Raw genomic sequence first — 25,526 nt, 5'->3', positions numbered from 1 at the left:
GGGAAACTCGCACGTACGGTTCTTAGGGGGCCCCTCTTCCGCAAGGAAGGGGGGCTACCCTACCTGACGCCCTCCGGTTACTCGATGCCCATCCCATTTGCGCGCTACTTGTCTTTCACTCTGTTGGCTCTTGCGTTGGTGCTGCCTTATGCAGTCGTCGGCCACACGTATCCGATTCCGACCTTCTACGCCGAATTCACGGCGCTCGCGCTGTATCTGCTGACGGGCGCGGGTGTCGTGCTGCTGGTGTGGACGACCAGGCCGCGCGTGACGTTTGCGTCGCCGGTTGTCGCGCTGGTGCCGTTGCTGTTCGGGCTCGTGCTGGTGGCGCAATCGGTGCTGCTGCCGGTCTCGCAGCCGTCGATGAACTGGCTCGGCGGCGGTTACCTGCTTGCTGCATTCATGGCGACGCACGCCGGCTACGGTTTCACCCGCGTCAAGCTGAATGAAACAGCGCTGCGCTGGGCGGCGGGGGCGTTGATCGTCGGCGGCCTGTTTGCGGTGTTCTGCCAGGTGATCCAGCTGTTTCACCTCGAGGCGCGCGTGTCGCCGCTGGTCGTCGCCTACAACGTGACCGTCGAGCGCCGGCCCTTCGGCAATATGGCGCAGGCGAACCACCTTGCCACCTATATCGCGTTCGCGATGGCGGGTGCGCTCTTTCTCGTGCAGACGCGCCGCCTTGTCGTCAGCATCTGGCTGCTCGTCTCGACGATCTTCGCCATTGGACTCGCCCTGACCGTGTCGCGCGGCCCCTGGTTGCAGATGGGCGTGATCGTGGTGGCGGGTTTCTGGATGGCCTTCGCGCAGACGCGCGGTCAGCCGCTTCTCCGCCGCAGCAATCGCGAATGGCTGATTCCGATCGTATTGGCGGTCCTGTTCTTTGTCGTCAACGCATTGATCCGCTGGGCCAATGTGCACTACCACCTGGAACTCGGTCAGTCCGCGGCGGAACGTTTCAAGGACGCTGGCCAGATCGCGCCGCGCCTTGCGCTGTGGAAGTACGGCTGGACGATGTTCAAGGCGCATCCGCTGCTGGGTGTCGGCTGGGGAGAGTTTCCGAGCTACCAGTTCGAGTACGTGAAGTCGCTGGGCGGCGTCGAGATCGCCAACAACTCGCACGACATTTTCATCGACCTGCTCGCGAAGACGGGTTTGATCGGCATCGCAATCGTGCTGTTCGGCCTGGTCACGTGGCTGGTGCGTGTGGTGCGCGCGCCGCAGAGCGCCGCCCGCGTGTTCGGCACCGCGCTGATCGGCGTGCTGGTCATGCATGCGCTGGTTGAGTATCCGCAGCAGTACATGTTCTTCCTGCTGCCGGCGATGTTCGTGTTCGGCTTGCTCGAGACACGGCCGCTGCGCCTCGTGCCTGGCCGCCTGTCGTTCGGTGTGTTTGCCGTGGTCGTCTTCGGCGGTATCGCGGCGCTGTATCCGGTGTATCGCGACTACGCGCGCGCCGAAGTGCTGTATTACGGCTCGCGTCCTGCCGAGCAGTATCGTGCGGACCCATCGTTCCTGTTCCAGGCGTGGGGCGAGTATGGCATGGCGACCTTGGAGCCGATGAATTCGATGAACCTGCAGCACAAGCTCGCCATGCACAAACAGGCGATCGCGCTGCTGCCGGGTGAAACCGTGCTGCGCCGGTATGCGGTGCTGCAGGCTCTGAGCGGCGATACGGCGGGGGCGCTCGACACCGTCGAGCGCCTGAAGATCTTTGCACAGGAGTTGAAGGACTGGCCGTCGCAGTTGGGCTATCTGTATGAGCTGTGCGACGAGCAGAAGACGCTGACCGGTTTCAAGGCGGAACTGGTCAAGCGCTATGGCATGCCGCCGAGCGACGTCAATCAGGACGACGACAGCGACGACGATTGAGCCGCGCTGTCGTTTAGTGGCCGTATTCTTAGCTGTGGCTGTGGCTGTGGCTGTGGCTGTGGCTGTGGCTGTGGCTGTGGCTGTCGAGGTGGAGGGGTTTGATGACGCGGGCCGTCATCAAACCGCCACCCAATCCCCCGACTTCCCGCCGTGCTTCTCCAGCACCTTCACATCGGTGATCGTCATCCCACGATCCACCGCCTTGCACATGTCGTACACCGTCAGCAGCCCGACCTGCACGGCGGTTAGCGCTTCCATCTCCACACCCGTGCGTCCCAGCGTTTCCACTTGCACCGTGCAATGCACGCCGGGCAACGTTTCATCGAGCTCGAAGTCCACTTTCACGCGCGTCAGCGCGAGCGGATGACATAGCGGGATCAGATCGGCGGTGCGTTTCGAACCTTGAATCGCGGCGATGCGCGCGATGCCGATCACGTCGCCCTTCTTGGCATTGCCGTCGCGGATCAGCGCGAACGTCTCCGGCAGCATGCGAATCGAACCGCGCGCGATGGCGATGCGCTTGGTCTCCTGCTTGCTGCCGACGTCCACCATATGCGCCTGGCCGGCGGCGTCGAAATGAGTGAGTTCAGGCATGGTTGGGCTCCTTCAGAGGGCGCCTATCATAGCAGCGTGATTGGGCGGGCCGAGATGATTACAATTGCCTTGTGCCCACTATCTTAGTCCGAGCGGCGGGCGTTGCCTTTCGACTTCGTCATACCGATCTCGCGATGCGTTCGAAACGAGTTCTTGCTGCGTTGTTGTCTGTCGCGCTCGCGGCGCCGCCGGGCGCGTACGCGCAATCGCGCGGTGTACCGAATGCGAACACGAGCGCGAGTACGAGCCTCGCGCTCAACACGCAGTCCGGGGAATCGCCGTTGGTAAGCGGCCCGGTTGAAACTTTCGCCGACCCCATTGTGCCGCCCGACATCGCCAAAGGCGTATTCGGCGTCTATGGCGGCGCACAAAGCCGCTTCGCCGGCAACGCTGGCGCGACCACCAGTTGGCGCGCACCGATCGTCACGCAGCAACTGCCCGACCTCGGCAATGGCGGTTCCGGATCGCTGACGCCACAAGCCGAGCGCAAGCTCGGCGAACGCGTGATGCGCGAGTTGCGCCGCGACCCCGACTATCTCGACGACTGGCTGGTGCGCGACTACCTGAACTCGGTCGCCACGAAACTCTCCGCGGCGGCGAGCGCGCTCTACATCGGCGGCTATCGTCCGGACTTCGAGCTGTTCGCGGTCCGCGACACACAGATCAACGCCTTCTCGCTGCCGGGCGGCTTTATTGGTGTGAACACCGGTTTGATCGTGACGACGCAAACCGAGTCCGAACTCGCTTCCGTGCTCGGCCACGAGATGGGGCACGTTTTGCAGCGGCACATTTCGCGGATGATCACCGCCGGTGAGCACAGCAGCTATGCCGCGCTGGCCGGTCTGTTGTTCGGCATTGTGGCGGGCGTGCTCGCGCACAGCGGCGATCTCGGCAGCGCGATTGCGATCGGTGGTCAGGCCTATGCGGTCGACAACCAGTTGCGTTTCTCGCGCTCCGCCGAGCATGAAGCGGACCGTGTCGGTTTTCTGCTGCTGGCAGGCGCCGGCTACGACCCTTATGCGATGACGACGTTCTTCGATCGCCTCGATCGCGCGGCGATGAACGACACGGGCATACCGGCCTACGCGCGCACCCACCCGCTGACTGGCGAACGAATTGCCGACATGGCGGACCGTGCGCGCCGCGCGCCGTACCGGCAACCGCATCAATCGCCCGAGTACGGATTTGTGCGGGCGAGGGCACGCTTGCTGCAGGATCGCTCGCGCAGCGAGTACGCGGATGAGATTTCGCGCCTGCGCTCGGAAATCGAAGACCGTACTGCCGTGAACGTCGCCGCGAATTGGTACGGAATAGCGTATGGGCAGATGTTGCTCGAGCGTTACGACGACGCGGCGGCGTCGCTGGCTTCAACCCGTGCCGCATTTGCTGCCAGCGAGCGTGGTGAAGGGGAGCCGATGCGCAGTTCGCCGAGCCTCGACGTGCTGGCCGCCGATATCGCGCGACGCGCCGGACGTGATGACGAGGCGGCGCGTCTGGCCGGGTTTGCGCAGACGCGCTGGCCGCAGTCGAACGCTGCGATCGACATGCATATCCAAACCTTGCTGACCTTGAAGCGATTTGCCGACGCGCAGGCGTTGGCGCTGAAGGAAACGCGCGCACAACCCGATCAGCCTGCCTGGTGGATGTATCTCGCGCAGGCCAGCGCCAGCAGTGGAGATGCGCTGACGCAGCATCGCGCGTTGGCCGAAAAATTCGCGCTTGAGGGGGCCTGGCCGTCGGCCATCCGGCAACTGAAGGAGGCGCGGGATCTGAAGGCGATCGGCTACTACGATCTCGCTACCGTCGATGCCCGGTTACATGAGATGGAGAGCCGCTATAAAGAGGAACGGCTTGACGAGAAGAGTTAGCGCTCGCAGCTCTTCGCTATCTGACCAGAACGTGGCCTGTGCAAAGGGCTCAGGCAGTCAGCACGCGAAAGATCTAGGCACTCGCCGCCGGACTATCGACAAACCCAAACCGCGCGGCAACCTCATTTCGCTGCACGCCCTGCAAGGGCAAAACAACCCCATTGTTCCAGCGAAACGCCCCGCTCATCGAGTCATCGCCCAACGCTGCGTGATCAGAAAAGACCTCAAGGTCATGATCGTGCAAAACCGCGACTCTCGGTGGCGTCGAACTATCGACAAACAGAATCCCACCTTCATTGTCGACAAACACAGCCGAAGGCTCGAATGCCCCACCGGCCTGGTCAGTCAAAGCAAGCCCCCCAGCGTCGCCGGCTGACAACCTCACCACCCACGGCGTATAACCCAATTCGATATACACCCGTTGCGGCCCATTCTGGAAGAACCACTGCCCGCGGTCATCGGCGTCGTAATTCCGATTGATAAATCCGAGCAACGCCTCATGCCGAATCGGCGTACCGGGCGCACCGCTGGCCTGAGCGGCTTCATCCCGCATGCGCCAGTTGCCACGGCGGTCCAGCATCAACCATCCGGTGCAACTTGGCACGTTTGGCCACTTGGCCAAGGCCTGCTTGACGATGTCATCCATGATCGATGTACCGCTCCAGATAGCCGAGCACACGCCGCGACAACCAGTCGATGCGGCCCGGAAACGGCCCCGTCATAAAACCGGCGTGGCCGCCGTCCTTGGGTTGATCGAGTTCTACCGACGCCGAGACCTCATGCCGTGCCGGTAACGCTTCGGCCGGCAAGAACGGGTCGTTGCGGGCGTTCAGCACCAGTGTCGGCACGGCGATCCCAGGCAGCAATGGCCGCGTGGTCGCGCTGCTCCAGTAATCGTCGGTGTCGCGAAAGCCGTGCAGCGGCGCTGTCACCACGTTGTCGAAGTCGTACATCGTGCGGCTCGCCAGCATCGCGTCGCGGTCGAATAGCCCGGGAAATTGCACCAGCTTCTGTTCGGCCTTCTGCTTCAGCGTCTTCAGGAAACTGCGCGTGTAGACCATGCCGAAGCCCTGTGACAACGCGCGGCCGCCGGCATGCACGTCGATCGGCGTCGAAATCGCCGCGGCGGCCGAGATCACCGGCGACGCATCTTCGCGCCGCTCTCCGAGCCAGCGCAGCAGCACATTGCCGCCGAGCGACACGCCCGCCGCCACGATCGGCCCACGATGTGTGGCGCGCAAACGCCGCAGGATCCAGTCTACTTCGTTGCTGTCGGCGAGATGATAGAAACGCGGCAATAGATTCAGCGGTCCGCTGCAGCTGCGAAAGTGCGGCACCACGCCGTGCCAGCCGTACTCGCGCGCGGCCGCCATCAAGGTGGTGGCGTAGTGCGACGTGGAACCGCCTTCGAGGCCGTGAAACAGCACGAACAGCGGCGCGTCGTCGGCGGGAATTCTGGAGGGTGTGGCAGAGGCGAGCGCCGAGGCAGGCTTGCCGTCATGCACCACCCAATCGAGATCGATGAAATCGCCATCGGGCGTATCCCAGCGTTCGCGCCGGAACGTGATTGCCGGACGGCGTGCGAACAGCGCCGGGACGATGGTCTGCACATGCCGGTTCGGCAGCCAGAGCGGCGCGCGGTAGAGCAGGTCGACGGTGGCCTCGACAGCAGTCGCGGCGCGTGCTGCACCAGCAGAAGCGGATTTATCGTGCGTCGTCCAATCTCCCAAAGCGACTTCCTTCGGGGCGGGGGACTTCCTGCGGGGCGTGCTCATACCAGCGTCGAAGCAAAAAGGTAAAACCGGTGAAACAGGCGAAACACCTGTCAGGCGTCAGTGCAGCGACCCCTGGCCATGCCGCATCTTCGTGGCGAACTGGCTGGCGGCCTCATTCGGCATCGGACTCGCGTGAATATGCGCAATGCGCCATTCGCCGCGCTCGTGAACCATGACGTAAGTGGTGAACACCATCGCGGGCGCCGCCTTCGGATCGGCCGGGCGATGTGCTTCAGCAATGGCATAGACGACGGTGCCGAGGCTGTCGTAGACGCGAATATCGAGCGGTTCAATCGAAATGGGCGCGGTTTCGAGCTGGATTTGCAAGCCGGCGCGAATGCTGTCGAGGCCGTGCAGGTGCGAGCCGTCGGCACAGATGCAGCTCACGAACTCCTCGTCGATCCACAGGCCCATCAAGCTGTCGATATTCACCTCGGCGATGGCCTGGTAATAGGCGTTCAGCGTATCGGCAGCGGCTTCGAAGATATGGGCAAAACGTGGCATGGCTCGTCAGTCTCTTGTGCGCGGCGCGCGGTTGCGGGGCAGCGGTCAGCGGGACAGTCCGGAGCACCGGACAATCGCACCCAAGCGCGAGAATGCCCGCGCCGCAAGGCGCAAACATGACGCGACGCGCTTAGGGGCGTGCGGTGTTGCGTGCAAGTATCAGTCGAATCAATCGGTTCAACGTTGCGCGAGCAACATGCCGCGCAAATCGCCGAATACCTGCTCGGCGCTCAACTGCTTCAGGCAGTTCAGATGCCCGAGCGGACACTCGCGCTGAAAACAGGGACTGCATTCGAGATGAAGCCATTGTACCTTCGCAAGCTCGGACAAGGGCGGCGTGTGGCGCGGATCGGTCGAACCGTACACGGCCACCAGCGGCCGGCGCAGCGCGGCGGCCACGTGCATCAGGCCGGAATCGTTGGTGACCACCGCGTTGGCTCGCGAGATCAGCGCGCAAGCCTCGCCCAGCGCGGTCTGACCGCACAGGTTACGGACGTTCGGCGCCTTCTCGGCGATGGCCTGGGCAAGCGGCGCGTCTTTCGGCGAACCGAGCGCGACGATCTGCGTATACGGGAACGACTGGCCGACCATCTGAGCGAGCGCTGCGAAATGCTCAGGCGGCCAGCGTTTGGCCGGGCCGTACTCGGCGCCCGGGCAGAACACCAGCAGCGGTACGCGCGTATCCAGATTGAAGCGCGCGGATACGCGCGAGGCTTCGTTCAGGTCAGCGTCGAGCCGCGGCATCGGCAGGTCGTCGGGGACCTTGGCGCCGGGTGTGTAGGCGAGGGCGGCGTACTGGCCGACCATCGGCGGGCGCTCGTCTTTGCGCGGATTCGCGTGACGCACGTTCAGCAAGCCGTAGCGGCTTTCACCGGTGTAGCCGATGCGCAGCGGAATGCCCGCCATCCACGGAATCAGCGCCGACTTGAGCGAATTCGGCAGGACATAGGCCGCGTCGTAGCCGACATCGCGCAAGTCGCTCGCCAGTTGCCAGCGGCGCAGCATCTGCAGCTTGCCATGCGCGAGGTCGGTTGCGTAGACGTCGCGAATCTCGGGCATGCGTTCAAGCACGGGCGCGACCCATGAGGGCGCGACCGCGTCGATAACAATGCGCGGGTGCAATTTCACGAGGCGCGCAAACAGCGGCTGCGCCATCAATGCGTCACCGATCCAGTTCGGTGCGATAACCAACGCGCGACGCATCAGAGTGAGTGTCCGGTGTCGAAACGAAGCGCCGCGCGCGCCATGCGCGTGGCGTTCGATTGTGTCAAAAGGGAAAAACCGCGAGCTTTGCGGTGCGGAACCGGCATGGCCGGCCCCGCCGCTGCGGCCTGGTTGCGAAGCGCTTGCCTGGCCACCCTCTGCTGCAAAAGCACAGCCGGCTCGTCACATGACGAACCGGGCAGCGGGTGCGCCGGCAAAGAGCGCCGCAAGCGATCAGCGCTCAGTGCGCAATGTTCAAGGTTAGTGACCCTTGACCACTTCGCCGTCGCGCAGCTTGTAGCGGGTGCTGCAATACGGGCATTTCGCTTCGCCGTGCGTGACGTCGATAAAGACGCGCGGATGTGCGCTCCAGCGCGGCATGGCCGGATTCGGGCAGTACGCCGGCAGATCCTTTGCCGACAGTTCGACCAGCGGCATTTCCTTGATTTCGCTCATGGGGACTTTCTCGTTGTATGCAGGGTGCGTGCGTTGCGCCGGCAACGGACTACAGGCCGCAGGCCAAGGGCCCGGGGCCGGCGCAGCGCGCGTTAAATCTTGGTCAGCCAGTGCGCGTACTTGTCGCTCTTGCCGTTGACGATATCGAAGAAGCCCGATTGCAGCTTCTCAGTAATCGGGCCGCGTGCGCCCGAGCCGATCGTCCGGTTGTCGAGTTCGCGGATCGGCGTGACTTCCGCGGCGGTGCCGGTGAAGAATGCTTCGTCGCAGGTATAGACCTCATCGCGCGTGATGCGCTTTTCGATCACCTGGATGCCCGCGTCGCGCGCCAGCGTGATGACCGTGTCGCGCGTGATGCCGTCGAGGCACGACGACAGATCCGGCGTGTACAGCTTGCCGTTGTTCACGAGGAAGAAGTTTTCGCCCGAGCCTTCCGACACGTAGCCGTCCACATCCAGCAGCAGCGCTTCGTCGTAACCGTCGGCGATCGCCTCCTGGTTGGCGAGGATCGAGTTCACGTACCAGCCCGACGCCTTGGCGCGGACCATCGACACATTCACGTGATGGCGCGTGAACGACGAGGTCTTCACGCGGATGCCCTTGGCAATGCCGTCTTCACCGAGGTAAGCGCCCCACGGCCAGGCGGCGATCGCCACGTGGATCGTGTTGCCCTTGGCCGACACGCCGAGCTTTTCCGAGCCGACCCAGATGATCGGGCGCAGGTAGCAGGATTCCAGCTTGTTTGCGCGGACCACTTCGCACTGCGCGGCTGCCAGCGTTTCGTGGTCGAACGGCACGTCCATCTGGAAGATTTTGGCCGAGTTCAGGAGGCGCTTGGTGTGCTCCTGGAGGCGGAAAATCGCCGTGCCGCCGTCTGCCGTCTTGTAGGCGCGTACGCCTTCGAAAACGCCCATGCCGTAGTGCAGCGTGTGGGTGAGCACGTGGATCTTGGCGTCGCGCCACTCGATGAGCTTGCCATCCATCCAGATCTTGCCGTCGCGGTCGGCCATTGACATACGATTCTCCAGCAGTGCGTTTGTGAGTGCGTGAGAGCCCCCAAACCTGTCGCTTCGCGTCAGGCTCCCCGTGGGGACAAGGAAACCCGGGGGTGGCCCGGCGTTTTCTTGTGAGGTCTTGCGAAGAGCGTCATTTTAGCGTCTTTTGCACACGAAACGGGCATTTGGCCGCACGCCGGGCGCTATAATTCGGCGCACGCATAATTCAAATCCGGATGCGCCAGCGGGTGCTTGACGACCTGGCGCCGACCTCCCTTCGTTGCGCCGCCGCTTGGCGCCCGCGTTTCGCCTCATGCTCGCTCGCCTGTCAGATACCGATCGCCGTGCTTTTCGTGAGGGCGCGCGCGACTATTCGCCCACGTTGATGGCGATTTTCTCCTGGGGGCTCGTCACCGGCATTGCGATGAGCAAGTCCGTGCTCACGCTGCCCCAGGCGCTCACCATGTCGCTGCTGTGCTACGCCGGTTCGTCACAACTGGCCGTGCTGCCGCTGCTTGCCGCCAAGCTGCCGATCTGGACCGTGCTGCTCACGGCCGCGATGGTTAATACGCGTTTCGTGATCTTCAGCGCTGGTCTCGCGCCGCATTTTTCCTATCTGCCGATGTGGCGGCGCATCGTGCTGGGCTACTTCAACGGTGACGTGATCTATCTGCTGTTTCAGAAGAAGAGCTTCCAGACCGGCTACGTGCCGGGCAAGGAGGCGTACTTCTGGGGCATGGCGGCGTGCAGCTGGCTGTCGTGGCAGGTGTCGTCGATCGCCGGCATCCTGCTGGCGAGCCTGATTCCGGACAACTGGGGCCTCGCGCTCGCGGGCACGCTGGCGCTGCTGCCCATCATGGTGTCGGCGATCGCCACGCGTTCCACGCTGGTTGCAGTCAGCATTGCGGGCCTCGTGTCGCTGCTCGCTTTCGACCTGCCGTACCGGCTCGCGCTACCGCTCGCGGTGATCGCGGCGATTGTCGCGGGCAGCGCCGCCGATCTGATGGTCGAGCGCGCCGACTTGCGCCGCATCCGTAACAGCGCCGGAGATTCCCAGTGACATCCACGCAGATCTGGCTGGCCATTATTGGCATGACTTTCGTCACCGCGGTGACACGTGCCATGTTTCTAATCGGCGGCGAGCGCACGGTTTTGCCGGAGCGTATACAGCGGATGCTGCGCTATGCGCCGGCCGCGGCGCTCGCCGCCGTCGTGCTGCCCGATGTGCTGGCGACGCCGGACGGGCTCTCGTTCGCGCCGTCGAACCACGAGTTTTACGCAACGCTGGCCGGTCTTGCGTGGTTTTTGTGGCGGCGCACCATGCTCGGCACGATTGTGGTGGGAATGGTCGTGTTCACGCTCCTGCGGCTCTTCATGTGATTGATTGGGTTGAAAATGCTGCGACGCAACATGCACGGCGCATTCTTCAAATACGGGACATTCGCCTGGTTGCGGGTCAGAAGGCAGTGTGGATCAGTTAAAATGGCTGTTTCCGGGATAACCGCGCTGGTGCACGGCGCGACAGCCGCGACCATGCCGCCGGCGCCCGATTCAGTGGAGCCGCTGCCGTGCCGAAGCGCTGGAGTTTGCCGCGCTTGGATGCCAGCGCGTCGTCCGCCACCGCCTTCTCATCAACTCGCACATACACGCCCATGAACAAGGTATTGCGTCTCTCCGATCTGATCGCCGAAGGCAAGCTATCCGGCAAACGCGTGTTTATCCGCGCCGATCTGAACGTGCCGCAGGACGATCAAGGCAACATCACCGAAGACACCCGTATCCGCGCCTCCGTGCCGGCCATCAAGGCCGCGCTGGACGCAGGCGCCGCCGTGATGGTCACGTCGCACCTGGGCCGCCCGATCGAAGGCGAATTCAAGCCGGAAGACTCGCTGGCGCCGGTCGCGAAGCGCCTCGCCGAGCTGCTCGGCCGGGACGTGCCGCTGGTTGCGAACTGGGTCGAAAACGGCGTGAACGTCGCCCCGGGCCAAGTCGTGCTGCTGGAAAACTGCCGCGTCAACAAGGGCGAAAAGAAGGATTCCGACGAGCTCGCGCAGAAAATGGCGAAGCTTTGCGACATCTACGTGAACGATGCATTCGGCACCGCGCACCGCGCCGAAGCCACCACGCACGGCATCGCGAAGTACGCGCCGATCGCGTGCGCCGGCCCGCTGCTGGCCGCTGAACTCGAAGCGCTCGGCAAGGCGCTGGGCGCGCCGAAGCGCCCGCTGGTGGCGATCGTCGCCGGTTCGAAGGTGTCCACCAAGCTGACTATTCTGAAGTCGCTCGCTGACAAGGTCGATCAGCTGATCGTGGGCGGCGGCATCGCCAATACGTTCATGCTGGCGGCCGGCCTGAAGATCGGCAAGTCGCTTGCCGAAGCCGATCTGGTGAACGAAGCCAAAGCCATCATCGACGCAGCGAAAGCCCGCGGCGCCTCAGTGCCAATCCCGACCGACGTGGTCACGGCGAAGGAATTCTCGCCGACCGCCAAGGCTGAAGTGAAGGCCGTCGCGGATGTTCAAGACGACGACCTGATCCTCGACATCGGACCGGAAACCGCCAAGGTGCTCGCCGCTCAACTGGAAAAGGCCGGTACGATCGTGTGGAACGGCCCGGTCGGCGTGTTCGAATTCGATCAGTTTGGCAACGGCACCAAGACCCTGGCTGACGCGATCGCCAAGTCGTCGGCGTTCTCGATTGCCGGCGGCGGCGACACGCTCGCGGCCATCGCCAAATACGGCATCCAGGACAAAGTCAGCTACATCTCGACGGGCGGCGGTGCCTTCCTCGAGTTCCTCGAGGGCAAGACACTGCCCGCAGTCGCTGTTCTGGAATCGCGGGCTTAACGTGGTGACGCGCTCCCCCTCAGCGAAGTCTGCAAAAGCACGCGGCAACAAGTCGCCGCGCAACACCGCAGCAGCAACGGCAGGGGAGCGCGAAGCGCGCTCCGCCGCCACGACGGCCGCGGCCGAATCTGTTGAATCTGCTGAATTTGTAATTGCGCAGCAGGAAGAATCCGGGTCGCCCCTCGCGCTCGCGGAGTTGACCACTGCCAGCGAGGCAGCGGAATTGTCCACCGGACAAGCCGCTCACTCGCCGGCAGAACTCCCGGACGAAGAGGTCGCACTCGCCCCCCCACCGGCACCCCCCGTGCTGGTGTCGAACACCGCTTCACCCCATAAAGCGACGCTGGTTTCAACTGGCGCGCAGCCCCCCGTAGCACCCTTCGGTGCGCAGCCTCCGCATCCGACTCGCAGCGCTCATTCCAGCGATCCCATCCAGACGAGGAGACTCATGCATCGCGCTACCAAGATTGTCGCTACCATCGGACCGGCTTCCAGTACGCCGGAAATTCTGCTGCAAATGATTCGAGCAGGGTTGGACGTGGTGCGGCTCAATTTCTCGCACGGCACCGCCGACGACCACCGCCAGCGCGCCGAATTCGTGCGCGAGGCGGCCCGCCAGGCTGGCCGTGAAGTCGCCATCATGGCCGACCTGCAAGGCCCGAAGATCCGGGTCGGTAAATTCGAAAACGGCAAGATCATGCTGGTCGCCGGCGAGCCGTTCGTGCTCGATGCCGAGTGCGAACTCGGCAACGAACAACGCGCCGGTCTCGACTACAAAGACCTGCCGCGTGACCTGAAACCGGGCGACGTGCTGTTGCTCAACGACGGCCTGATCGTGCTGGACGTCACACGCGTGATCGGCAGCGAGATTCACACCACCGTGAAGATCGGCGGCGAGCTGTCGAACAACAAGGGTATCAACCGCCAGGGCGGCGGCCTGTCGGCGCCGGCGCTGACCGCGAAAGACATGGAAGACATCCGCACGGCGATGTCGCTCGGCGTGGATTTCGTCGCGGTATCGTTCCCCAAGAACGCCACCGACATGGAAATGGCCCGCCAGCTCGCGAACATCGCGGGTGCGCCGTACGGCATCAAGCCGAAGATGATCGCGAAGATCGAGCGTGCGGAAGCGATTCCCGCGCTGCAAGGCATCCTCGACGCATCGGACGGCATCATGGTCGCGCGTGGCGATCTGGCCGTGGAAGTGGGGAATGCCGCAGTTCCTGCGCTGCAAAAGCGCATGATTCGTATGGCCCGCGAATCGAACAAGTTCGTGATCACCGCGACCCAGATGATGGAGTCGATGATCCATGCGCCGGTGCCGACCCGCGCCGAAGTGTCGGACGTCGCCAACGCGGTGCTGGACGGCACGGACGCGGTGATGCTGTCGGCCGAGTCCGCAGCGGGTAAGTACCCGGTTGAGACCATCGAGACGATGGCGGCAATCTGTCTGGAAGCCGAGAAGTCGGAACAGTCGGAGCTGGACAAGGATTTCCTCGATCGCACGTTCACGCGAATCGACCAGTCCATCGCCATGGGTGCGTTGTTCACGGCGTTCCATCTTGGCGCGAAGGCAATCGTCGCGTTGACCGAATCGGGTTCGACCGCGCTGTGGATGTCGCGTCACTCGACGCACGTGCCGATTTTCGCGCTCACGCCGCGTGTCGGCAGCGAACGGGCGATGGCGATCTACCGCAATGTTACGTCGCTGCATCTGGACACCAGCAGCGACCGCGACACCGCGTTGCAGCAAGCACTGGAAACTGTGGTCAGCAAGGGCTACGCGTCGCGCGGCGATATGGTGGTGCTGACCGTCGGTGAACCGATGGGCCAGGCAGGCGGCACGAACACGCTGAAGATCGTGCGCGTCGGCGAGCCGTATTGATTGGCGGTAACCAACCTTCGTGGGATTGGAGTAAGCGCTAAAGCGCTAACTCAGATCGACCGCGTTGCGTGGGACCAGAGTAGGAGCTTTGCATGGGATCAGAGTTAGCGCTTTAGCGCTTACTCTGATCGACAGCTGAAGCGCCAACTCTGGTCGACACAGAAAACTGCTCGATCGGCGCAGGCTTGATTGAGCGAAGCAGGCTGTCATGCCCCGCGAGAGGCGGCGCACAGACTCCAATTGCGCGTGCGGCGAAGGTCCGCAAGTGACGCGCTTTAGGGCATGTGTGAACGGGTATGCAGCGTGCTTCGCGATAAAATCGCCCAAAAAGATGCCGACGGCACAGAATTCGTTTCAATCTAAGGAGTTAAGCATGCCTCTCGTATCAATGCGTCAACTGCTGGACCATGCCGCCGAAAACGGTTATGGCATTCCGGCATTCAACGTGAACAACCTGGAGCAGGTGCAGGCGATCATGGCCGCAGCCGACAAGGTCAACGCTCCGGTCATCATGCAGGCATCGGCCGGCGCGCGTAAGTACGCTGGCGAGCCGTTCCTGCGCCACCTGATCGAAGCAGCGGTGGAATCGTATCCGCATATTCCGGTCGTGATGCACCAGGACCACGGCCAGTCGCCGGCGGTCTGTATGGCAGCGATCCGCAGCGGTTTCACCAGCGTGATGATGGACGGTTCGCTCGAAGCCGACGGCAAGACGGTCGCATCGTACGAGTACAACGTCGAAGTCTCGCGCAAGGTGGTTGAAGCGGCGCACTCGATCGGCATCACGGTGGAAGCGGAACTGGGCGTGCTCGGTTCGCTGGAAACCATGAAGGGCGACAAGGAAGACGGCCACGGCGCGGAAGGTACGATGACCCGCGAACAACTGCTGACCGACCCGGAGCAGGCTGCCGACTTCGTCAAGCGCACGCAATGCGACGCGCTCGCGATCGCGATCGGTACGTCGCACGGCGCGTACAAGTTCAGCAAGAAGCCCACGGGCGACATTCTGTCGATCCAGCGCATCAAGGAAATTCACCAGCGCATTCCGAATACGCACCTGGTGATGCACGGTTCGTCGTCGGTGCCGCAGGAGCTGCTCGCGGAAATCCGCGAATTCGGCGGCGACATGAAGGAAACCTACGGTGTGCCGGTTGAAGAAATTCAGGAAGGCATCAGGAACGGCGTGCGCAAGGTCAATATCGACACCGACCTGCGTCTGGCGATCACCGGTGCGATCCGCCGCTACATGGCGACCAACCCGGGCAAGTTCGATCCGCGCGACTACCTGAAGCCGGCGCGCGAAGCGGCGATGAAGATCTGTCTCGAGCGCTTCACGCAATTCGGTTGCGAAGGCCAGGCAGGCAAGATCAAGCCGGTTTCGCTTGATAAAATCGCGGAGAAGTACAAATCGGGCGACCTCGCGCAAGTCGTCCGCTAAGCTATAAGCACGCTCAACACCTGGCCGAAAGGCCAGGTTGTCGTTCGATCGCCGTTCCCGCATCATCCGGGGAACGGCGTTTCCCTTTTGTTCCGGTCATACTTTTTGCCCCACTTTTAGCGAACCACGACGATGTCTACCCTTTACGAATCCACGCTCCGCTCGCTGCCGCTGCTCGGCCGCGGTAAAGTCCGCGACAACTATGCGGTGGGCAACGACCAGTTGCTGATCGTCACGACCGACCGTCTGTCGGCGTTCGACGTCATCATGGGCGAGCCGATTCCGAATAAGGGCCGCGTGCTCAACGAAATGGCGAACTTCTGGTTCGAGAAGCTCAAGCATGTGGTGCCAAATCACCTCACGGGCGTGGCGCCCGAATCCGTGGTGGCGGCGGACGAAGTGGAGCAGGTGAAGGGCCGTGCAGTGGTGGTGAAGCGCCTCGAGCCGATCCTGGTCGAGGCCGTGGTGCGCGGCTATCTGGCTGGCAGCGGCTGGAAAGACTACCAGGCAACCGGTTCGGTCTGCGGCGTGGAACTGCCGCCGGGCCTGCAAAACGCGCAAAAGCTGCCTGAGCCGATTTTCACGCCTGCAGCCAAGGCCGAAATGGGCCACCACGACGAAAACATCACGTACAACGAGATGGAACGCCGCATTGGCACCGAACTGTCGGCCACGATCCGCGACATCTCGATCAAGCTGTACAAGGAAGCCGCTGACTACGCCGCCACGCGCGGCATCATCATCGCGGATACGAAGTTCGAATTCGGTCTGGACAACCACGGCCAACTGTATCTGATGGACGAGGCGCTGACCGCCGATTCGTCGCGCTTCTGGCCGGCTGACCAGTATCAGGTTGGCACCAACCCGCCGTCGTTCGACAAGCAGTTCGTGCGCGACTGGCTCGAAACCCAGCCGTGGAAGAAAGAGCCGCCCGCACCGAAGCTGCCGGACGACGTGGTCACCAAGACGGGCGAGAAGTACCAGGAAGCGCTCGAACGCCTGACCGGACACAAGCTCGCTTAATTGCGCGTAGCGACAGTTTTGGGCGCGTTCTCAAGAAACAAGGAAGCCGTAAGATGAGTGAAGTCCAGACTGCCCATACGCATGCCGCGCCGGTTGTCGGCGTGCTGATGGGGTCCAGTTCCGACTGGGAAGTGATGAAGAACGCCGTTGCGATTCTGCAAGAGTTCGGCGTGCCGTACGAAGCCAAGGTCGTGTCGGCGCACCGGATGCCCGACGAGATGTTTGCGTATGCCGAAAGCGCGCGTGAGCGCGGCATTCGCGCGATCATCGCGGGTGCGGGCGGCGCGGCGCATCTGCCGGGCATGCTGGCCGCCAAGACCACGGTGCCGGTGCTCGGCGTGCCGGTCGCGAGCAAGTATCTGAAGGGCGTCGATTCGTTGCACTCGATCGTGCAGATGCCCAAGGGCGTGCCGGTTGCCACGTTTGCAATCGGCGAAGCTGGCGCGGCGAATGCGGCGCTGTTCGCGGTGTCGATTCTGAGCGGCACGAGCCCCGAGTATGCGGAAAAGCTGGCTGCGTTCCGCGTGCGCCAGAACGAAGCGGCCCACGCAATGGTGCTGCCGGCGCTGTAAGCGCTGTGGCTGATTGCTTTTAGACGTCCCCTCATGTCTGACCCCCGGCCGGATGCCGCTATTGCACGTTTTGCATGCGCATCCGGACGTGACCGACCACTAAGATGAACCCTGACAACACACCGGTTTCACCGATTCTGCCCGGCGCATGGCTTGGCATGGTCGGTGGCGGCCAACTCGGCCGCATGTTCTGCTTTGCCGCTCAGGCGATGGGCTATCGCGTCGCCGTGCTCGACCCGGACGAAAACAGTCCCGCGGGCGCGGTTGCCGATCGCCACATCCGTGCGCCTTACGACGACGAAGCGTCGCTCACCGAACTCGCGCGGCTGTGCGCGGCGGTGTCGACTGAGTTCGAGAACGTGCCGGCGGCGAGCCTCGATTTCCTCGCGAAAACCACGTTTGTGAGCCCGGCCGGCCGTTGCGTCGCGGTGGCGCAGGACCGGATCGTCGAGAAGCGCTTTATTGCGTCGTCAGGCGTCACGGTGGCGCCGCACGTGGTAATCGAGTCATCGGACGCGCTGGCCGCGCTCGACGATGCGAAGCTCGAAGCCGTGCTGCCCGGTATTCTCAAGACCGCGCGCATGGGCTATGACGGCAAAGGTCAGATCCGCGTGCGCAACGCCGAGGAAGTGCGCGAGGCGCATGCGTCGCTGGCGGGTGTTCCGTGCGTGCTGGAAAAGCGCTTGCCGCTGAAGTTCGAGGTGTCCGCGCTGATCACGCGCGCGGCGAGCGGCGCGTCGGTGGTGTATCCGCTGGCGCAGAACACGCATCGCGACGGCGTGCTGTCGCACACCATCGTTCCCGCGCCGGATGCAAGCCCGACGCTGGTCCAGCAAGCGCAACAGGCCGCGCTGCAAATCGCGGACAAGCTCGGCTATGTCGGCGTGCTGTGCGTCGAGTTCTTCATTCTCGAAGACGGTTCGCTCGTCGCCAACGAAATGGCGCCGCGTCCGCACAACTCTGGCCATTACACCGTCGACGCCTGCGCGACCAGCCAGTTCGAACAGCAGGTCCGCGCGATGACCAGTATGCCGCTCGGCGACACGCGCCAGCATTCGCCGGCGGTGATGCTGAACATCCTTGGCGACGTCTGGTTCCCGGGCGGCCCGAAGGGCGCGGCGGTCACGCCGCCGTGGCACGAAGTCGCCGCGATGGCGGCAGCGCGTCTGCATCTGTACGGCAAGGAAGAAGCACGGTGCGGCCGCAAGATGGGTCACGTGAACTTCACGGCCGCGACGCTCGAAGAAGCCCGCACGGCGGGGCGCGATTGTGCGCGGCTGCTGCATATCATCACGAGCTGACGCGAGCGCCATGCCGGATCAACAGAAACCCGCCGAGGGCGCCGCGAGCGCCTTGCCTGTGAGCGCTGCGCAGATCGAGCACGCGGCCGCGCTGCTCGACGCGGGCGGTCTGGTCGCGTTCCCCACGGAGACTGTCTACGGACTCGGCGGCGACGCCGAGAGTCCGGACGCGGTCGCGCGTATTTACGCGGCGAAGGGCAGGCCGGCGAATCATCCGGTGATCGTGCATCTGGCGCCGCAGGGCGATCCGAACTACTGGGTCGAGCATTTGCCCGCCGAGGCGCAGCGCTTGATCGATGCATTCTGGCCAGGGCCGCTCACGTTGATCCTGAAGCGCGCGGCGCGAATTGATGCGGCGGTGAGCGGTGGGCAGGATTCGGTGGGGTTACGCTGCCCGTCGCATCCGGTTGCCCAGGCGTTGCTGGAAGCGTTCAGCGCGTTGCGTGGCGGACACGGGGGTGTGGCTGCGCCGTCGGCGAATCGTTTTGGGCATGTGAGCCCCACAACGGCGCAGCATGTGCGCGACGAGTTCGGCAGTGCGATTCATGTGCTGGACGGCGGTGCATCGGATGTCGGGATTGAGTCGACGATTCTGGATTTGTCACGTGGGTTTCCGGCGTTGTTGAGGCCGGGGCGGGTCACGCCGCAGGATATCGCCGATGTGCTCGGTGAGGCGCCGAGGTTACCGGATGGATCGGATGCGACGGCACCGCGGGCTTCAGGTACGTTGAAGGCGCACTATGCGCCGCGAACGCCGTTGGCGTTGTTGCCGTTCGGCGCGCTCGAGCCTTTGCTTGCCGCGCGCCGGGCGGGCGAGCGTGTGGCCCTGGTCGCGCGGGCATCGCGTGCCGGGCATTGGGCGGATGTGGAGGGGGTGCATTTCATCGCAGCGCCTGAAGATCCGCATGTGTATGCGCGTGAGTTGTATGGCTTGCTAAGGGCGCTGGATCGCGCGGATGTGAGCCGGATTCTCATCGAGAAGTTGCCGGATACGATTGAGTGGATTGCTGTTAATGACCGGTTAGGTCGGGCTGCGGCTGCTTTCGAAGCGCAAGGTTGAGCGGGCGGGGTTTTTGCCTGTGCGGCGCTCATTTCTGTGTGCCTACGGCGTTGGCCTTTCCTTGAATTCTTATTGGTTTATTAGCGTCGCCCCTGTGCGGGGCAGGCACCTACTTTTCTTTGCCTGCCGCGTAACTATTCAGCGGCAGTCAGAGGCGAAACGACGATTCCGGCAAAGCTCAAGGCCAGCGCATCGATTAGCGAACGGTTCTGTTTGCGCAAGGTGGCGAGGTAGGAGCGGATCGTGCAGAACGCCTCCATGCCCGATATCGCGCGGAAGCATCCCGAGATTTTCTGTTTGAGTTTGGGCATGCGTATATCGCGTTCGGCCTGGTTGTTGTCGAACGGTACACGGTGATCTGCAATGAAACGCCATACCTCGCGCGCATGCCTGTGAAGGCGTCCGAGCAGGTTGTAGGTAAAGCTTTGCCTGATCCTGCCGCGAAGTTCCTTGCGCGTGGGCTCACGTGCCTGCTGCGGATTGAGCCTGCGCGCCTGGGCGATCAGCGTCCGGCTGCGTCGCGCGTAATAGCGTTGGCGCGATTGACCTAGCGCTGTGTTGCCTGAAGCCAGACTGAGGTCGACCTCGCGCTTTGCCTGGCAAAGCAGATCAATCATCTGCTGGGCCCAGGCTTGCTGGGTGGACTCCAGTACAAACACCAGTTCGCGCAGATGGTGGGCATTGCACAGCGCATGTTCACACTCATACTGCGCGTAGGCTGCCCAGCCGTCATGCACGGCGATTCCCGCAAAGCCGGGCAGAATGCCGAAGCTGTCCAGCGCCTCGCGACCGCGCCTGTTGTGTGCGCCATACCAGGTCAGCGCGCGCGTCGAGGCGCTATGCAGCCAGTGAGTCTTGCGTCCCACGCGCATGCAGCTCTCATCGAAATGCACCACGGGTTGCTCACGCAGCGCCTGGCTGATCTGTTTGACCGCCGGCGCCAGCAACTGGGCGGCCTGGTCAATGCTGTGCTGCACCGTACCCGTACTCACACGCAGACCGAACAGGTCTTCCAGCGCCTGGGCCGTACGCCCCACGGGCAACTGCTGGTATTGCGTCAGATAGACCGCAGCGGCGCGCACCTGGGGACCATACTGCACCGCCTGGCTCACGTTCCCGGGAAACACCCCCGAATGGTGCTTGCCGCAGCGGCACTGTGCGATCTGCACGCGATGCTCGGTCACCTCAAAGCGCGTGGGCGGCAGATCGATTACCTGACGTCCCTCGGGTAAGACGGCGATGCGGGCGGATTCGATGAGTTCGCCGCATGCATCGCACACCGGCGCTACCGGGTGAATCTCGATGTGATCGGGTTGGGCCACGCGTTTGAGCGTCTTGCCCTTGTGCCCCGGTTGCGCGCCAGGCTTTGCCCCGCTCGTGCCACGCAATGACTTCGGCTTGCGCTGCGGACCATCGCTTGACGGCGGCTTGCTGGAGTTATGACTGTCCTTCTCAAGCTTTGCCTCAAGCTCGTTCAGACGCCTCACCAGATCAACGATGAGTGCGTCCTTCTGCTCCGGTGTCAGGTCCTTGATGTCAGGCATCTTCGTCATGTCCTTCACTATGCACAGCCTGGTAGCAGTTTACAAGCGCTGAATAGTTACGCGGCATGCAAAGAAAAGTAGGTGCCTGCCCCGCACAGGGGCGACGCTAATAAACCAATAAGAATTCAAGGAAAGGCCAACGCCGTAGGCGCACAGCCACAAGCACCGCACAGTCAACAAAAAACGCCCGACCTGACCAGCAAGCCGAGCGTTTTCACAACCCGCATCCTCTTGCCGCTACGCGGCCAACCTTACTTCCCCAATCCCGTCGCGGCGATCTGCTGCTGAACGAACTGCGCGAACAAGGCATGCATGTGCGTGCTCGGGTGCACCAAGTCCGCGAACATATAGGTCTGGTCAGCACCAGCCACCGTGTAAGTCTGCGGCGAGCAGAACAACGACGAGCCGAACTGCGAGCCGTACTGCGCCGGGGTCAGCCCGTTCGTCGCGCTCGGATTAGCGGTAGCGTACGCAGTTGCATTGGCCACCATCGACGTCAGATTACACGCCGTGCCAGTGTTGGACACCGTGAATCCCAGCGCCTGGTAGTTCGGCAACTGCTGATCCAGCCACGTGAACGCATCGGCCACGATGACCTTACCCGTACCCAGCAGGCCGAGGGACGTCAAGCTCTGGACCAGCATACCGTTATACGCCGCCGTAATCCCCGTCAGCAGTGCCGCCGTGCCAGGCGCGGCTGCGTTGGCCTGGACGCCTTGCGGCGTATTGCCGATGTCCGGCACCGTCGACACCACCACATGGGTCGCACCCGAGTTGACCATGGTCTGGACTTGCGCGGCGAGCTCGGCGGCGGCCTGTGCGATCTGAGGAGTGGGCAGTTTCTGCAAGTAGCCGGCGATGAACTCTACCTGGCCTGCCGGCGTGTTCGGGAGCAAGCCTTGTTGCACGAGCACCGGGTATTGCGTCTGTAGCGCGGTACCAAGCGCCGTCAGATTGGCAGCAGTCGCGAACTGGAAGATGTCGTTCGCGCCGCCGTTCACCAGCACGAGCTGGTTCCCATTGAAGCTGGTATGCGCGCTCAGGTAGTTTGCCACCTGGGTCACCACCGGCACTGTCGTAGCCGCCATGCTGTTCGGGGCCCAACCTTCGCCTTGGGGGTTGACGACGTCCGAGCCGCCTTGCGCGTAGCCATACCCGCCCGTTGCGACCAGCGGTTGACCGAAGCCGCCCACATACGCGGCGGTCAACGTGCCGCCGTAGTACTCCGCGACCTTCTGCGTCCACACCTCACCCGGATTGGTCGTGAAGCGGCCACCGCCGAAGCTCGCCTGAATCACCGGTGCGTACGTGCCGACATCCGACAAGCTGTCGCCGAACGACACGACCTGCAATTTCACGCCGCCCGCCGGCGTGCTGCTGCTCGAGCTGTTGTTATCGCTGCCGCCGCCGCAAGCCGCGAGCAGTGCAAACGCGGCACTGGCGATGGCGATCTGTGTGACGCGTACGAAACTGCGCTTCTTCGATGTTATGTGATTCATATTGACTACATCTCCTCGTATGGGTGGCCCTGATGCCATGTGTTGCAGGCAGCGCCCACCGCGTCGGCGGCGTGACGACAGCTTACAGAATCTTCTACGGCCTGCGCGGTGTTTGAAACGTGGCCGTATGGTTTTCTTCAATGCTTGTATCGCCGCCGGATGGCGCGGCACGAGTACTCGCGCCGGCGGCGCGGCGCGCATGGTAATCCGCGGCCCATGCAGGCGGGGCGAACAGCGCGCGCAACTTGTTGCGCCAGCCTCGCACGCTCACGAAATCGGCGGCCATCGACGCCCATTCGTGAAACGTCGCCTTCAGCGGGTTGTAGGTGTGAAGCGGTTCGACGATGCCGTACACCGGCGCGTCGTGCGGATCTTCCTCGACATAGCTGCCGAACAGACGATCCCAGATCACCAGCACGCCGGCATAGTTACGGTCGATATAGCGGTCGTTGCGCGCGTGATGCACGCGATGAATCGACGGCGTGTTGAACACGTATTCGAGCCAGCCGAGCTTGCCGATCGCCTGGGTATGCACGAAGAACTGGAAGCCGAGGTTGATCAGCACGATGGCGACGATCTGCTTCGGCGGAAAGCCGAGCACAGCAAGCGGAATCCAGAACAGCCACATGCCGGCAATCGGATACATCAGGCTTTGGCGGAACGCGGTCGAAAAATTCATCCGCTCCGACGAGTGATGCACGACATGCGCGGCCCACAGCCAGCGCACGCGATGGCTGCAGCGGTGAAACCAGTAATAGAGCAGATCCTGAGCGACGAACAGCACGACGAACGACACCCAGGTCGCCGGCCATGTGGTGACGCGATAGTGATCGTAGAAGAACGCATAGACGGGAATGATCGCGAGCCACGCGAGCTTGTCGGCGGCTTGCTGCATCAGCGCGAGCGCAGCGTTGCAGAACGTGTCGCGCCAGCTATAGAGCTGCGCGCCGGGGCGCGTGCGCCGCAGGTGCCACGCCTCCCAGCCAATGCATGCGAGAAAGACTGGCGCCATGGCGAGCAGCAGCAATTCAGCATCGAATTGCATGGTGTCTTCCTCCGTGGTCCCTGGCCGCTGCGCTTGCCGCAGCGGACGTTGTCGTTATCGTTTGATTGGGCCACGCGACCGTAACGGGTGCGCGGCTCGTGCGCTACGCGTTGTGTTCCACGCGCGCCTCAAACACTGCCCGACAGCGTACACGCTTGGGCGCGTTGCGGCGCGTGGGTTCTATAGAAGGAATCCTCAATGGGCGCCGCGCTTGTGCGGGTTTTTCCTGGGCTTGCTGCTGCGCGGTTCGGCGACGCGTTCGGAGACCTTCGTGAAACCCTGGGACGGTCCCTGATACACCCATTCGAGCAGGGCGTCGTGTGCGGCGCGCGCGGCTTCCGAATGCGGGTCGTTGATCAGGCTCACCACCACGTAGCTGTTGCCATCCGCCGAGGCGACATAACCGGCGATCGCACGCACATCGCGCAAGGTACCGGTCTTGATGTGCGCATTGCCGCCCGCGCCCTGGTTGGTCAAGCGGTTGCGCATCGTGCCGTCGACGCCGGCGATCGGCAGCGATTCCACGAACACTTGGGCGACCGGGCTTGCGTTGGCCCGCTGCAGCAGATCGGCGAGCGAGAGCGCGGTAATGTGCTCGTCGCGCGACAGACCCGAGCCGTTGTCGAGCGCCAGGTATTGCATGTCGACGCTGTCGCGGCGCAGAAACGCCTCGATGGCGCGTGCCGATTTCTCGGGCGTGGCGGGCGGCCTTTCTTCCGTCGCGCCGATTGTCAGGAACAGGTTGCGCGCCATCGTGTTGTTACTGAACTTGTTGATGTCGCGAACAATGTCGGATAGCACCGGCCCCTGGTGCGTGGCGACGAGGCGTGCGCCGACCGGCACCGGGTCTTCGCGGGTTGCGCCGCTGAAGGTGCCGCCGGTCTGCTGCCACAGCGCGAGGAAGCCGCCCGCGAAGAACGCGGTGTGATCGAGCACCGCGACGTTGAGCGTGCGCGGGCCGCAGCGCACCGAGTAGTCGCCGTCGAACGACGCCACCACCGTGCCATTGGGCTGCGGCGTGACGGTGGGCGAGACGAAGGCGGCGTCGCCGCGGCACGGACCATTGACGGCGTGCATCTGATTGTCGATCTGCAACTGCGAGAGCGCGGGCAGCACGTCGATTGCGACGCTGCCATCCGGGGAAGGCGTGAGCGTGAACGACAGCGATTTGAATGCATACAGCAGCGGATCGGGGCCGACGTTGTACGGCGCGGTGGCGTCGTCGTCGAACGGCGGCAGATCGCGCGTGGAGGTGTCGAAGTAGCGCTTGTCGAGCACCAGCGCGCCGTCGATGCCGGTGATGCCCGATTTGTGGATCTTCTGCACGAGGTCGATCAGTTCTTCGGGCACGAGTTTCGGATCGCCCGTGCCCTGAATGTACAGATTGCCGTGCAGCACGCCGTTGGCGTCGACCGTGCCGTCCGCGTAGGCACTCGTGCGCCAGCGATAGTCCGGGCCGAGGATCGACAGGCCGGAGTAAGTGGTGACGAGCTTCATGGTCGAGGCGGGCATCATCGGCTTGCCGGCGTTCAGTGCGACGATCGGCGTGCGGTCGCCGACTTTTTCGACCACTACACTGATCGACGACAAGGGCACGTGCGCGCGCTGCAGGCCGATCATCACCGGCTGCGGCAACACCGTGGTGACGTTGACACTCGGGTGCGCGGCCTTGACGCGCGCCTGCGCCGTGAGCGGCAGCGCTGCGCTGCCGCTGCCGAGTACGGCGCAGGCAAGCAGTAACGCCGCCGAGCGCGGCGCGAACCGGCGAGGCTGGGAATCCGCAGCAGAAGAAGAGCGCGGATGCAGCGCCACACGGCGTGCGATGCAAGATAAAACAGCAGGGAAAAAAGCGTGCGTCATGGACAGGCAAAGAAGCAAGATTTCGGGGCGCGGTGGCGCGCGGCAATCCAGGGTGTGTTGACGCGTCGCGTGACGCGCGGAAAACCGCCGCGCGACGCAAAGCGCTCATTGTAGAGACATGCCGTGAGACTGCGGTGAAAAAGCGTCGCGTGGCGCGCACGTCGGGGCCGGGCGCTAGAATGCGGCATC

General features: G+C 63.4%; 22 protein-coding genes. 11 read left to right on the top strand and 11 right to left on the bottom strand.

Translation table 11 applies throughout. The annotated features are described in order from the left end of the window. The first annotated feature begins 84 nt into the window (after nt 1-84). Entirely contained in the window at nt 85-1,869 is a 1,785-nt protein-coding gene (locus tag GNZ12_RS05740) for a PglL family O-oligosaccharyltransferase (RefSeq protein ID WP_172309448.1), read from the top strand. A 117-nt stretch (nt 1,870-1,986) separates the two neighbouring features. Here GNZ12_RS05740 and moaC read toward each other — a convergent pair whose 3' ends face one another. Beyond that, complete coding sequence (gene moaC / locus GNZ12_RS05735; protein ID WP_172309447.1) at nt 1,987-2,463, bottom strand: cyclic pyranopterin monophosphate synthase MoaC; 477 nt, start codon at nt 2,461-2,463, stop codon at nt 1,987-1,989. Between the two features lie 134 nt (nt 2,464-2,597). Between moaC and GNZ12_RS05730 the strand changes: the two genes are divergently transcribed. Next, nucleotides 2,598-4,331 carry a M48 family metalloprotease gene (locus tag GNZ12_RS05730; protein ID WP_172309446.1) on the top strand — a complete coding sequence of 578 codons (1,734 nt, stop codon included), beginning with the start codon at nt 2,598-2,600 and terminating at the stop codon, nt 4,329-4,331. A gap of 73 nt (nt 4,332-4,404) precedes the next feature. Here GNZ12_RS05730 and GNZ12_RS05725 read toward each other — a convergent pair whose 3' ends face one another. The 6 genes from GNZ12_RS05725 to GNZ12_RS05700 all read right to left on the bottom strand — a co-directional run bounded on the left by GNZ12_RS05725 (nt 4,405) and on the right by GNZ12_RS05700 (nt 9,285). Continuing rightward, on the bottom strand, nt 4,405-4,977 hold the full coding sequence (locus GNZ12_RS05725) for a DUF2946 family protein (protein ID WP_172309445.1): 573 nt from the start codon (nt 4,975-4,977) through the stop codon (nt 4,405-4,407). Beyond that, nucleotides 4,970-6,106 (bottom strand): YheT family hydrolase, encoded by a 1,137-nt coding sequence (locus GNZ12_RS05720; RefSeq protein ID WP_172309444.1) that lies wholly within the window; start codon nt 6,104-6,106, stop codon nt 4,970-4,972. Before GNZ12_RS05720 ends, GNZ12_RS05725 begins: the two co-directional genes overlap by 8 nt. Before the next feature lie 57 nt (nt 6,107-6,163). Further along, nucleotides 6,164-6,610 carry a nuclear transport factor 2 family protein gene (locus GNZ12_RS05715; RefSeq protein WP_172309443.1) on the bottom strand — a complete coding sequence of 149 codons (447 nt, stop codon included), beginning with the start codon at nt 6,608-6,610 and terminating at the stop codon, nt 6,164-6,166. Nucleotides 6,611-6,787: 177 nt separating this feature from the next. Further along, the gene (gene waaF / locus GNZ12_RS05710) at nt 6,788-7,813 is read right to left on the bottom strand and encodes a lipopolysaccharide heptosyltransferase II (protein ID WP_172309442.1); all 1,026 of its coding nucleotides are present in this window, start codon (nt 7,811-7,813) and stop codon (nt 6,788-6,790) included. A 261-nt stretch (nt 7,814-8,074) separates the two neighbouring features. After that, nucleotides 8,075-8,269, bottom strand: a complete 195-nt coding sequence (locus GNZ12_RS05705) for a zinc-finger domain-containing protein (protein WP_007180502.1) — start codon at nt 8,267-8,269, stop codon at nt 8,075-8,077. Nucleotides 8,270-8,361: 92 nt separating this feature from the next. Next, nucleotides 8,362-9,285: a branched-chain amino acid transaminase gene (locus GNZ12_RS05700; RefSeq protein ID WP_172309441.1), complete on the bottom strand. Its 924-nt coding sequence runs from the start codon at nt 9,283-9,285 to the stop codon at nt 8,362-8,364. A gap of 292 nt (nt 9,286-9,577) precedes the next feature. Between GNZ12_RS05700 and GNZ12_RS05695 the strand changes: the two genes are divergently transcribed. From GNZ12_RS05695 to GNZ12_RS05655, 9 genes are all read left to right on the top strand, one after another. Then, entirely contained in the window at nt 9,578-10,324 is a 747-nt protein-coding gene (locus tag GNZ12_RS05695; protein ID WP_172309440.1) for an AzlC family ABC transporter permease, read from the top strand. Continuing rightward, nucleotides 10,321-10,644, top strand: a complete 324-nt coding sequence (locus GNZ12_RS05690; protein ID WP_172309439.1) for an AzlD domain-containing protein — start codon at nt 10,321-10,323, stop codon at nt 10,642-10,644. The genes GNZ12_RS05695 and GNZ12_RS05690 overlap by 4 nt, the downstream gene beginning before the upstream one ends. 272 nt (nt 10,645-10,916) lie before the next feature. Continuing rightward, complete coding sequence (locus tag GNZ12_RS05685) at nt 10,917-12,110, top strand: phosphoglycerate kinase (protein WP_172309438.1); 1,194 nt, start codon at nt 10,917-10,919, stop codon at nt 12,108-12,110. Between the two features lie 448 nt (nt 12,111-12,558). Beyond that, entirely contained in the window at nt 12,559-13,995 is a 1,437-nt protein-coding gene (gene pyk, locus GNZ12_RS05680; RefSeq protein WP_172309437.1) for a pyruvate kinase, read from the top strand. A gap of 373 nt (nt 13,996-14,368) precedes the next feature. Continuing rightward, complete coding sequence (gene fba, locus GNZ12_RS05675) at nt 14,369-15,433, top strand: class II fructose-bisphosphate aldolase (protein ID WP_172309436.1); 1,065 nt, start codon at nt 14,369-14,371, stop codon at nt 15,431-15,433. Between the two features lie 132 nt (nt 15,434-15,565). Beyond that, nucleotides 15,566-16,456 (top strand): phosphoribosylaminoimidazolesuccinocarboxamide synthase, encoded by an 891-nt coding sequence (locus tag GNZ12_RS05670; protein ID WP_074282302.1) that lies wholly within the window; start codon nt 15,566-15,568, stop codon nt 16,454-16,456. Between the two features lie 53 nt (nt 16,457-16,509). Then, nucleotides 16,510-17,028: a 5-(carboxyamino)imidazole ribonucleotide mutase gene (gene purE / locus GNZ12_RS05665; protein WP_074282303.1), complete on the top strand. Its 519-nt coding sequence runs from the start codon at nt 16,510-16,512 to the stop codon at nt 17,026-17,028. A gap of 104 nt (nt 17,029-17,132) precedes the next feature. After that, nucleotides 17,133-18,329, top strand: a complete 1,197-nt coding sequence (locus tag GNZ12_RS05660; RefSeq protein WP_172309435.1) for a 5-(carboxyamino)imidazole ribonucleotide synthase — start codon at nt 17,133-17,135, stop codon at nt 18,327-18,329. 10 nt (nt 18,330-18,339) lie between these two features. Beyond that, nucleotides 18,340-19,389, top strand: coding sequence for an L-threonylcarbamoyladenylate synthase (locus GNZ12_RS05655; protein ID WP_172309434.1), 1,050 nt, complete (start codon nt 18,340-18,342; stop codon nt 19,387-19,389). A gap of 134 nt (nt 19,390-19,523) precedes the next feature. Here the strand turns inward: GNZ12_RS05655 and tnpC are convergent, their stop codons facing one another. From tnpC to dacB, 4 genes are all read right to left on the bottom strand, one after another. Then, nucleotides 19,524-20,942 (bottom strand): IS66 family transposase, encoded by a 1,419-nt coding sequence (tnpC, locus tag GNZ12_RS05650; RefSeq protein WP_172309433.1) that lies wholly within the window; start codon nt 20,940-20,942, stop codon nt 19,524-19,526. Between the two features lie 242 nt (nt 20,943-21,184). After that, nucleotides 21,185-22,432 carry an SGNH/GDSL hydrolase family protein gene (locus tag GNZ12_RS05645; protein WP_172309432.1) on the bottom strand — a complete coding sequence of 416 codons (1,248 nt, stop codon included), beginning with the start codon at nt 22,430-22,432 and terminating at the stop codon, nt 21,185-21,187. A gap of 94 nt (nt 22,433-22,526) precedes the next feature. Further along, nucleotides 22,527-23,477: a sterol desaturase family protein gene (locus GNZ12_RS05640; RefSeq protein ID WP_172309431.1), complete on the bottom strand. Its 951-nt coding sequence runs from the start codon at nt 23,475-23,477 to the stop codon at nt 22,527-22,529. Between the two features lie 195 nt (nt 23,478-23,672). Then, nucleotides 23,673-25,337 (bottom strand): D-alanyl-D-alanine carboxypeptidase/D-alanyl-D-alanine endopeptidase, encoded by a 1,665-nt coding sequence (gene dacB, locus GNZ12_RS05635; RefSeq protein WP_172309430.1) that lies wholly within the window; start codon nt 25,335-25,337, stop codon nt 23,673-23,675. Between the last annotated feature and the right edge of the window lie 189 nt (nt 25,338-25,526).

This window comes from Paraburkholderia solitsugae, from assembly GCF_013177695.1.
GTDB classification, from domain to species: domain Bacteria; phylum Pseudomonadota; class Gammaproteobacteria; order Burkholderiales; family Burkholderiaceae; genus Paraburkholderia; species Paraburkholderia solitsugae.
This window is presented reverse-complemented; position numbering and strand designations above follow the sequence as displayed.

What these genes read in the sequence shown, in the direction of transcription:
- GNZ12_RS05740 (WP_172309448.1), top strand. Translation starts at nt 85, where the DNA reads ATGCCCATCCCATTTGCGCGCTACTTGTCTTTCACTCTGTTGGCTCTT.
- moaC (WP_172309447.1), bottom strand. Translation starts at nt 2,463, where the DNA reads ATGCCTGAACTCACTCATTTCGACGCCGCCGGCCAGGCGCATATGGTG.
- GNZ12_RS05730 (WP_172309446.1), top strand. Translation starts at nt 2,598, where the DNA reads ATGCGTTCGAAACGAGTTCTTGCTGCGTTGTTGTCTGTCGCGCTCGCG.
- GNZ12_RS05725 (WP_172309445.1), bottom strand. Translation starts at nt 4,977, where the DNA reads ATGGATGACATCGTCAAGCAGGCCTTGGCCAAGTGGCCAAACGTGCCA.
- GNZ12_RS05720 (WP_172309444.1), bottom strand. Translation starts at nt 6,106, where the DNA reads ATGAGCACGCCCCGCAGGAAGTCCCCCGCCCCGAAGGAAGTCGCTTTG.
- GNZ12_RS05715 (WP_172309443.1), bottom strand. Translation starts at nt 6,610, where the DNA reads ATGCCACGTTTTGCCCATATCTTCGAAGCCGCTGCCGATACGCTGAAC.
- waaF (WP_172309442.1), bottom strand. Translation starts at nt 7,813, where the DNA reads ATGCGTCGCGCGTTGGTTATCGCACCGAACTGGATCGGTGACGCATTG.
- GNZ12_RS05705 (WP_007180502.1), bottom strand. Translation starts at nt 8,269, where the DNA reads ATGAGCGAAATCAAGGAAATGCCGCTGGTCGAACTGTCGGCAAAGGAT.
- GNZ12_RS05700 (WP_172309441.1), bottom strand. Translation starts at nt 9,285, where the DNA reads ATGTCAATGGCCGACCGCGACGGCAAGATCTGGATGGATGGCAAGCTC.
- GNZ12_RS05695 (WP_172309440.1), top strand. Translation starts at nt 9,578, where the DNA reads ATGCTCGCTCGCCTGTCAGATACCGATCGCCGTGCTTTTCGTGAGGGC.
- GNZ12_RS05685 (WP_172309438.1), top strand. Translation starts at nt 10,917, where the DNA reads ATGAACAAGGTATTGCGTCTCTCCGATCTGATCGCCGAAGGCAAGCTA.
- pyk (WP_172309437.1), top strand. Translation starts at nt 12,559, where the DNA reads ATGCATCGCGCTACCAAGATTGTCGCTACCATCGGACCGGCTTCCAGT.
- fba (WP_172309436.1), top strand. Translation starts at nt 14,369, where the DNA reads ATGCCTCTCGTATCAATGCGTCAACTGCTGGACCATGCCGCCGAAAAC.
- GNZ12_RS05670 (WP_074282302.1), top strand. Translation starts at nt 15,566, where the DNA reads ATGTCTACCCTTTACGAATCCACGCTCCGCTCGCTGCCGCTGCTCGGC.
- purE (WP_074282303.1), top strand. Translation starts at nt 16,510, where the DNA reads ATGAGTGAAGTCCAGACTGCCCATACGCATGCCGCGCCGGTTGTCGGC.
- GNZ12_RS05660 (WP_172309435.1), top strand. Translation starts at nt 17,133, where the DNA reads ATGAACCCTGACAACACACCGGTTTCACCGATTCTGCCCGGCGCATGG.
- GNZ12_RS05655 (WP_172309434.1), top strand. Translation starts at nt 18,340, where the DNA reads ATGCCGGATCAACAGAAACCCGCCGAGGGCGCCGCGAGCGCCTTGCCT.
- tnpC (WP_172309433.1), bottom strand. Translation starts at nt 20,942, where the DNA reads ATGACGAAGATGCCTGACATCAAGGACCTGACACCGGAGCAGAAGGAC.
- GNZ12_RS05645 (WP_172309432.1), bottom strand. Translation starts at nt 22,432, where the DNA reads ATGAATCACATAACATCGAAGAAGCGCAGTTTCGTACGCGTCACACAG.
- GNZ12_RS05640 (WP_172309431.1), bottom strand. Translation starts at nt 23,477, where the DNA reads ATGCAATTCGATGCTGAATTGCTGCTGCTCGCCATGGCGCCAGTCTTT.
- dacB (WP_172309430.1), bottom strand. Translation starts at nt 25,337, where the DNA reads ATGACGCACGCTTTTTTCCCTGCTGTTTTATCTTGCATCGCACGCCGT.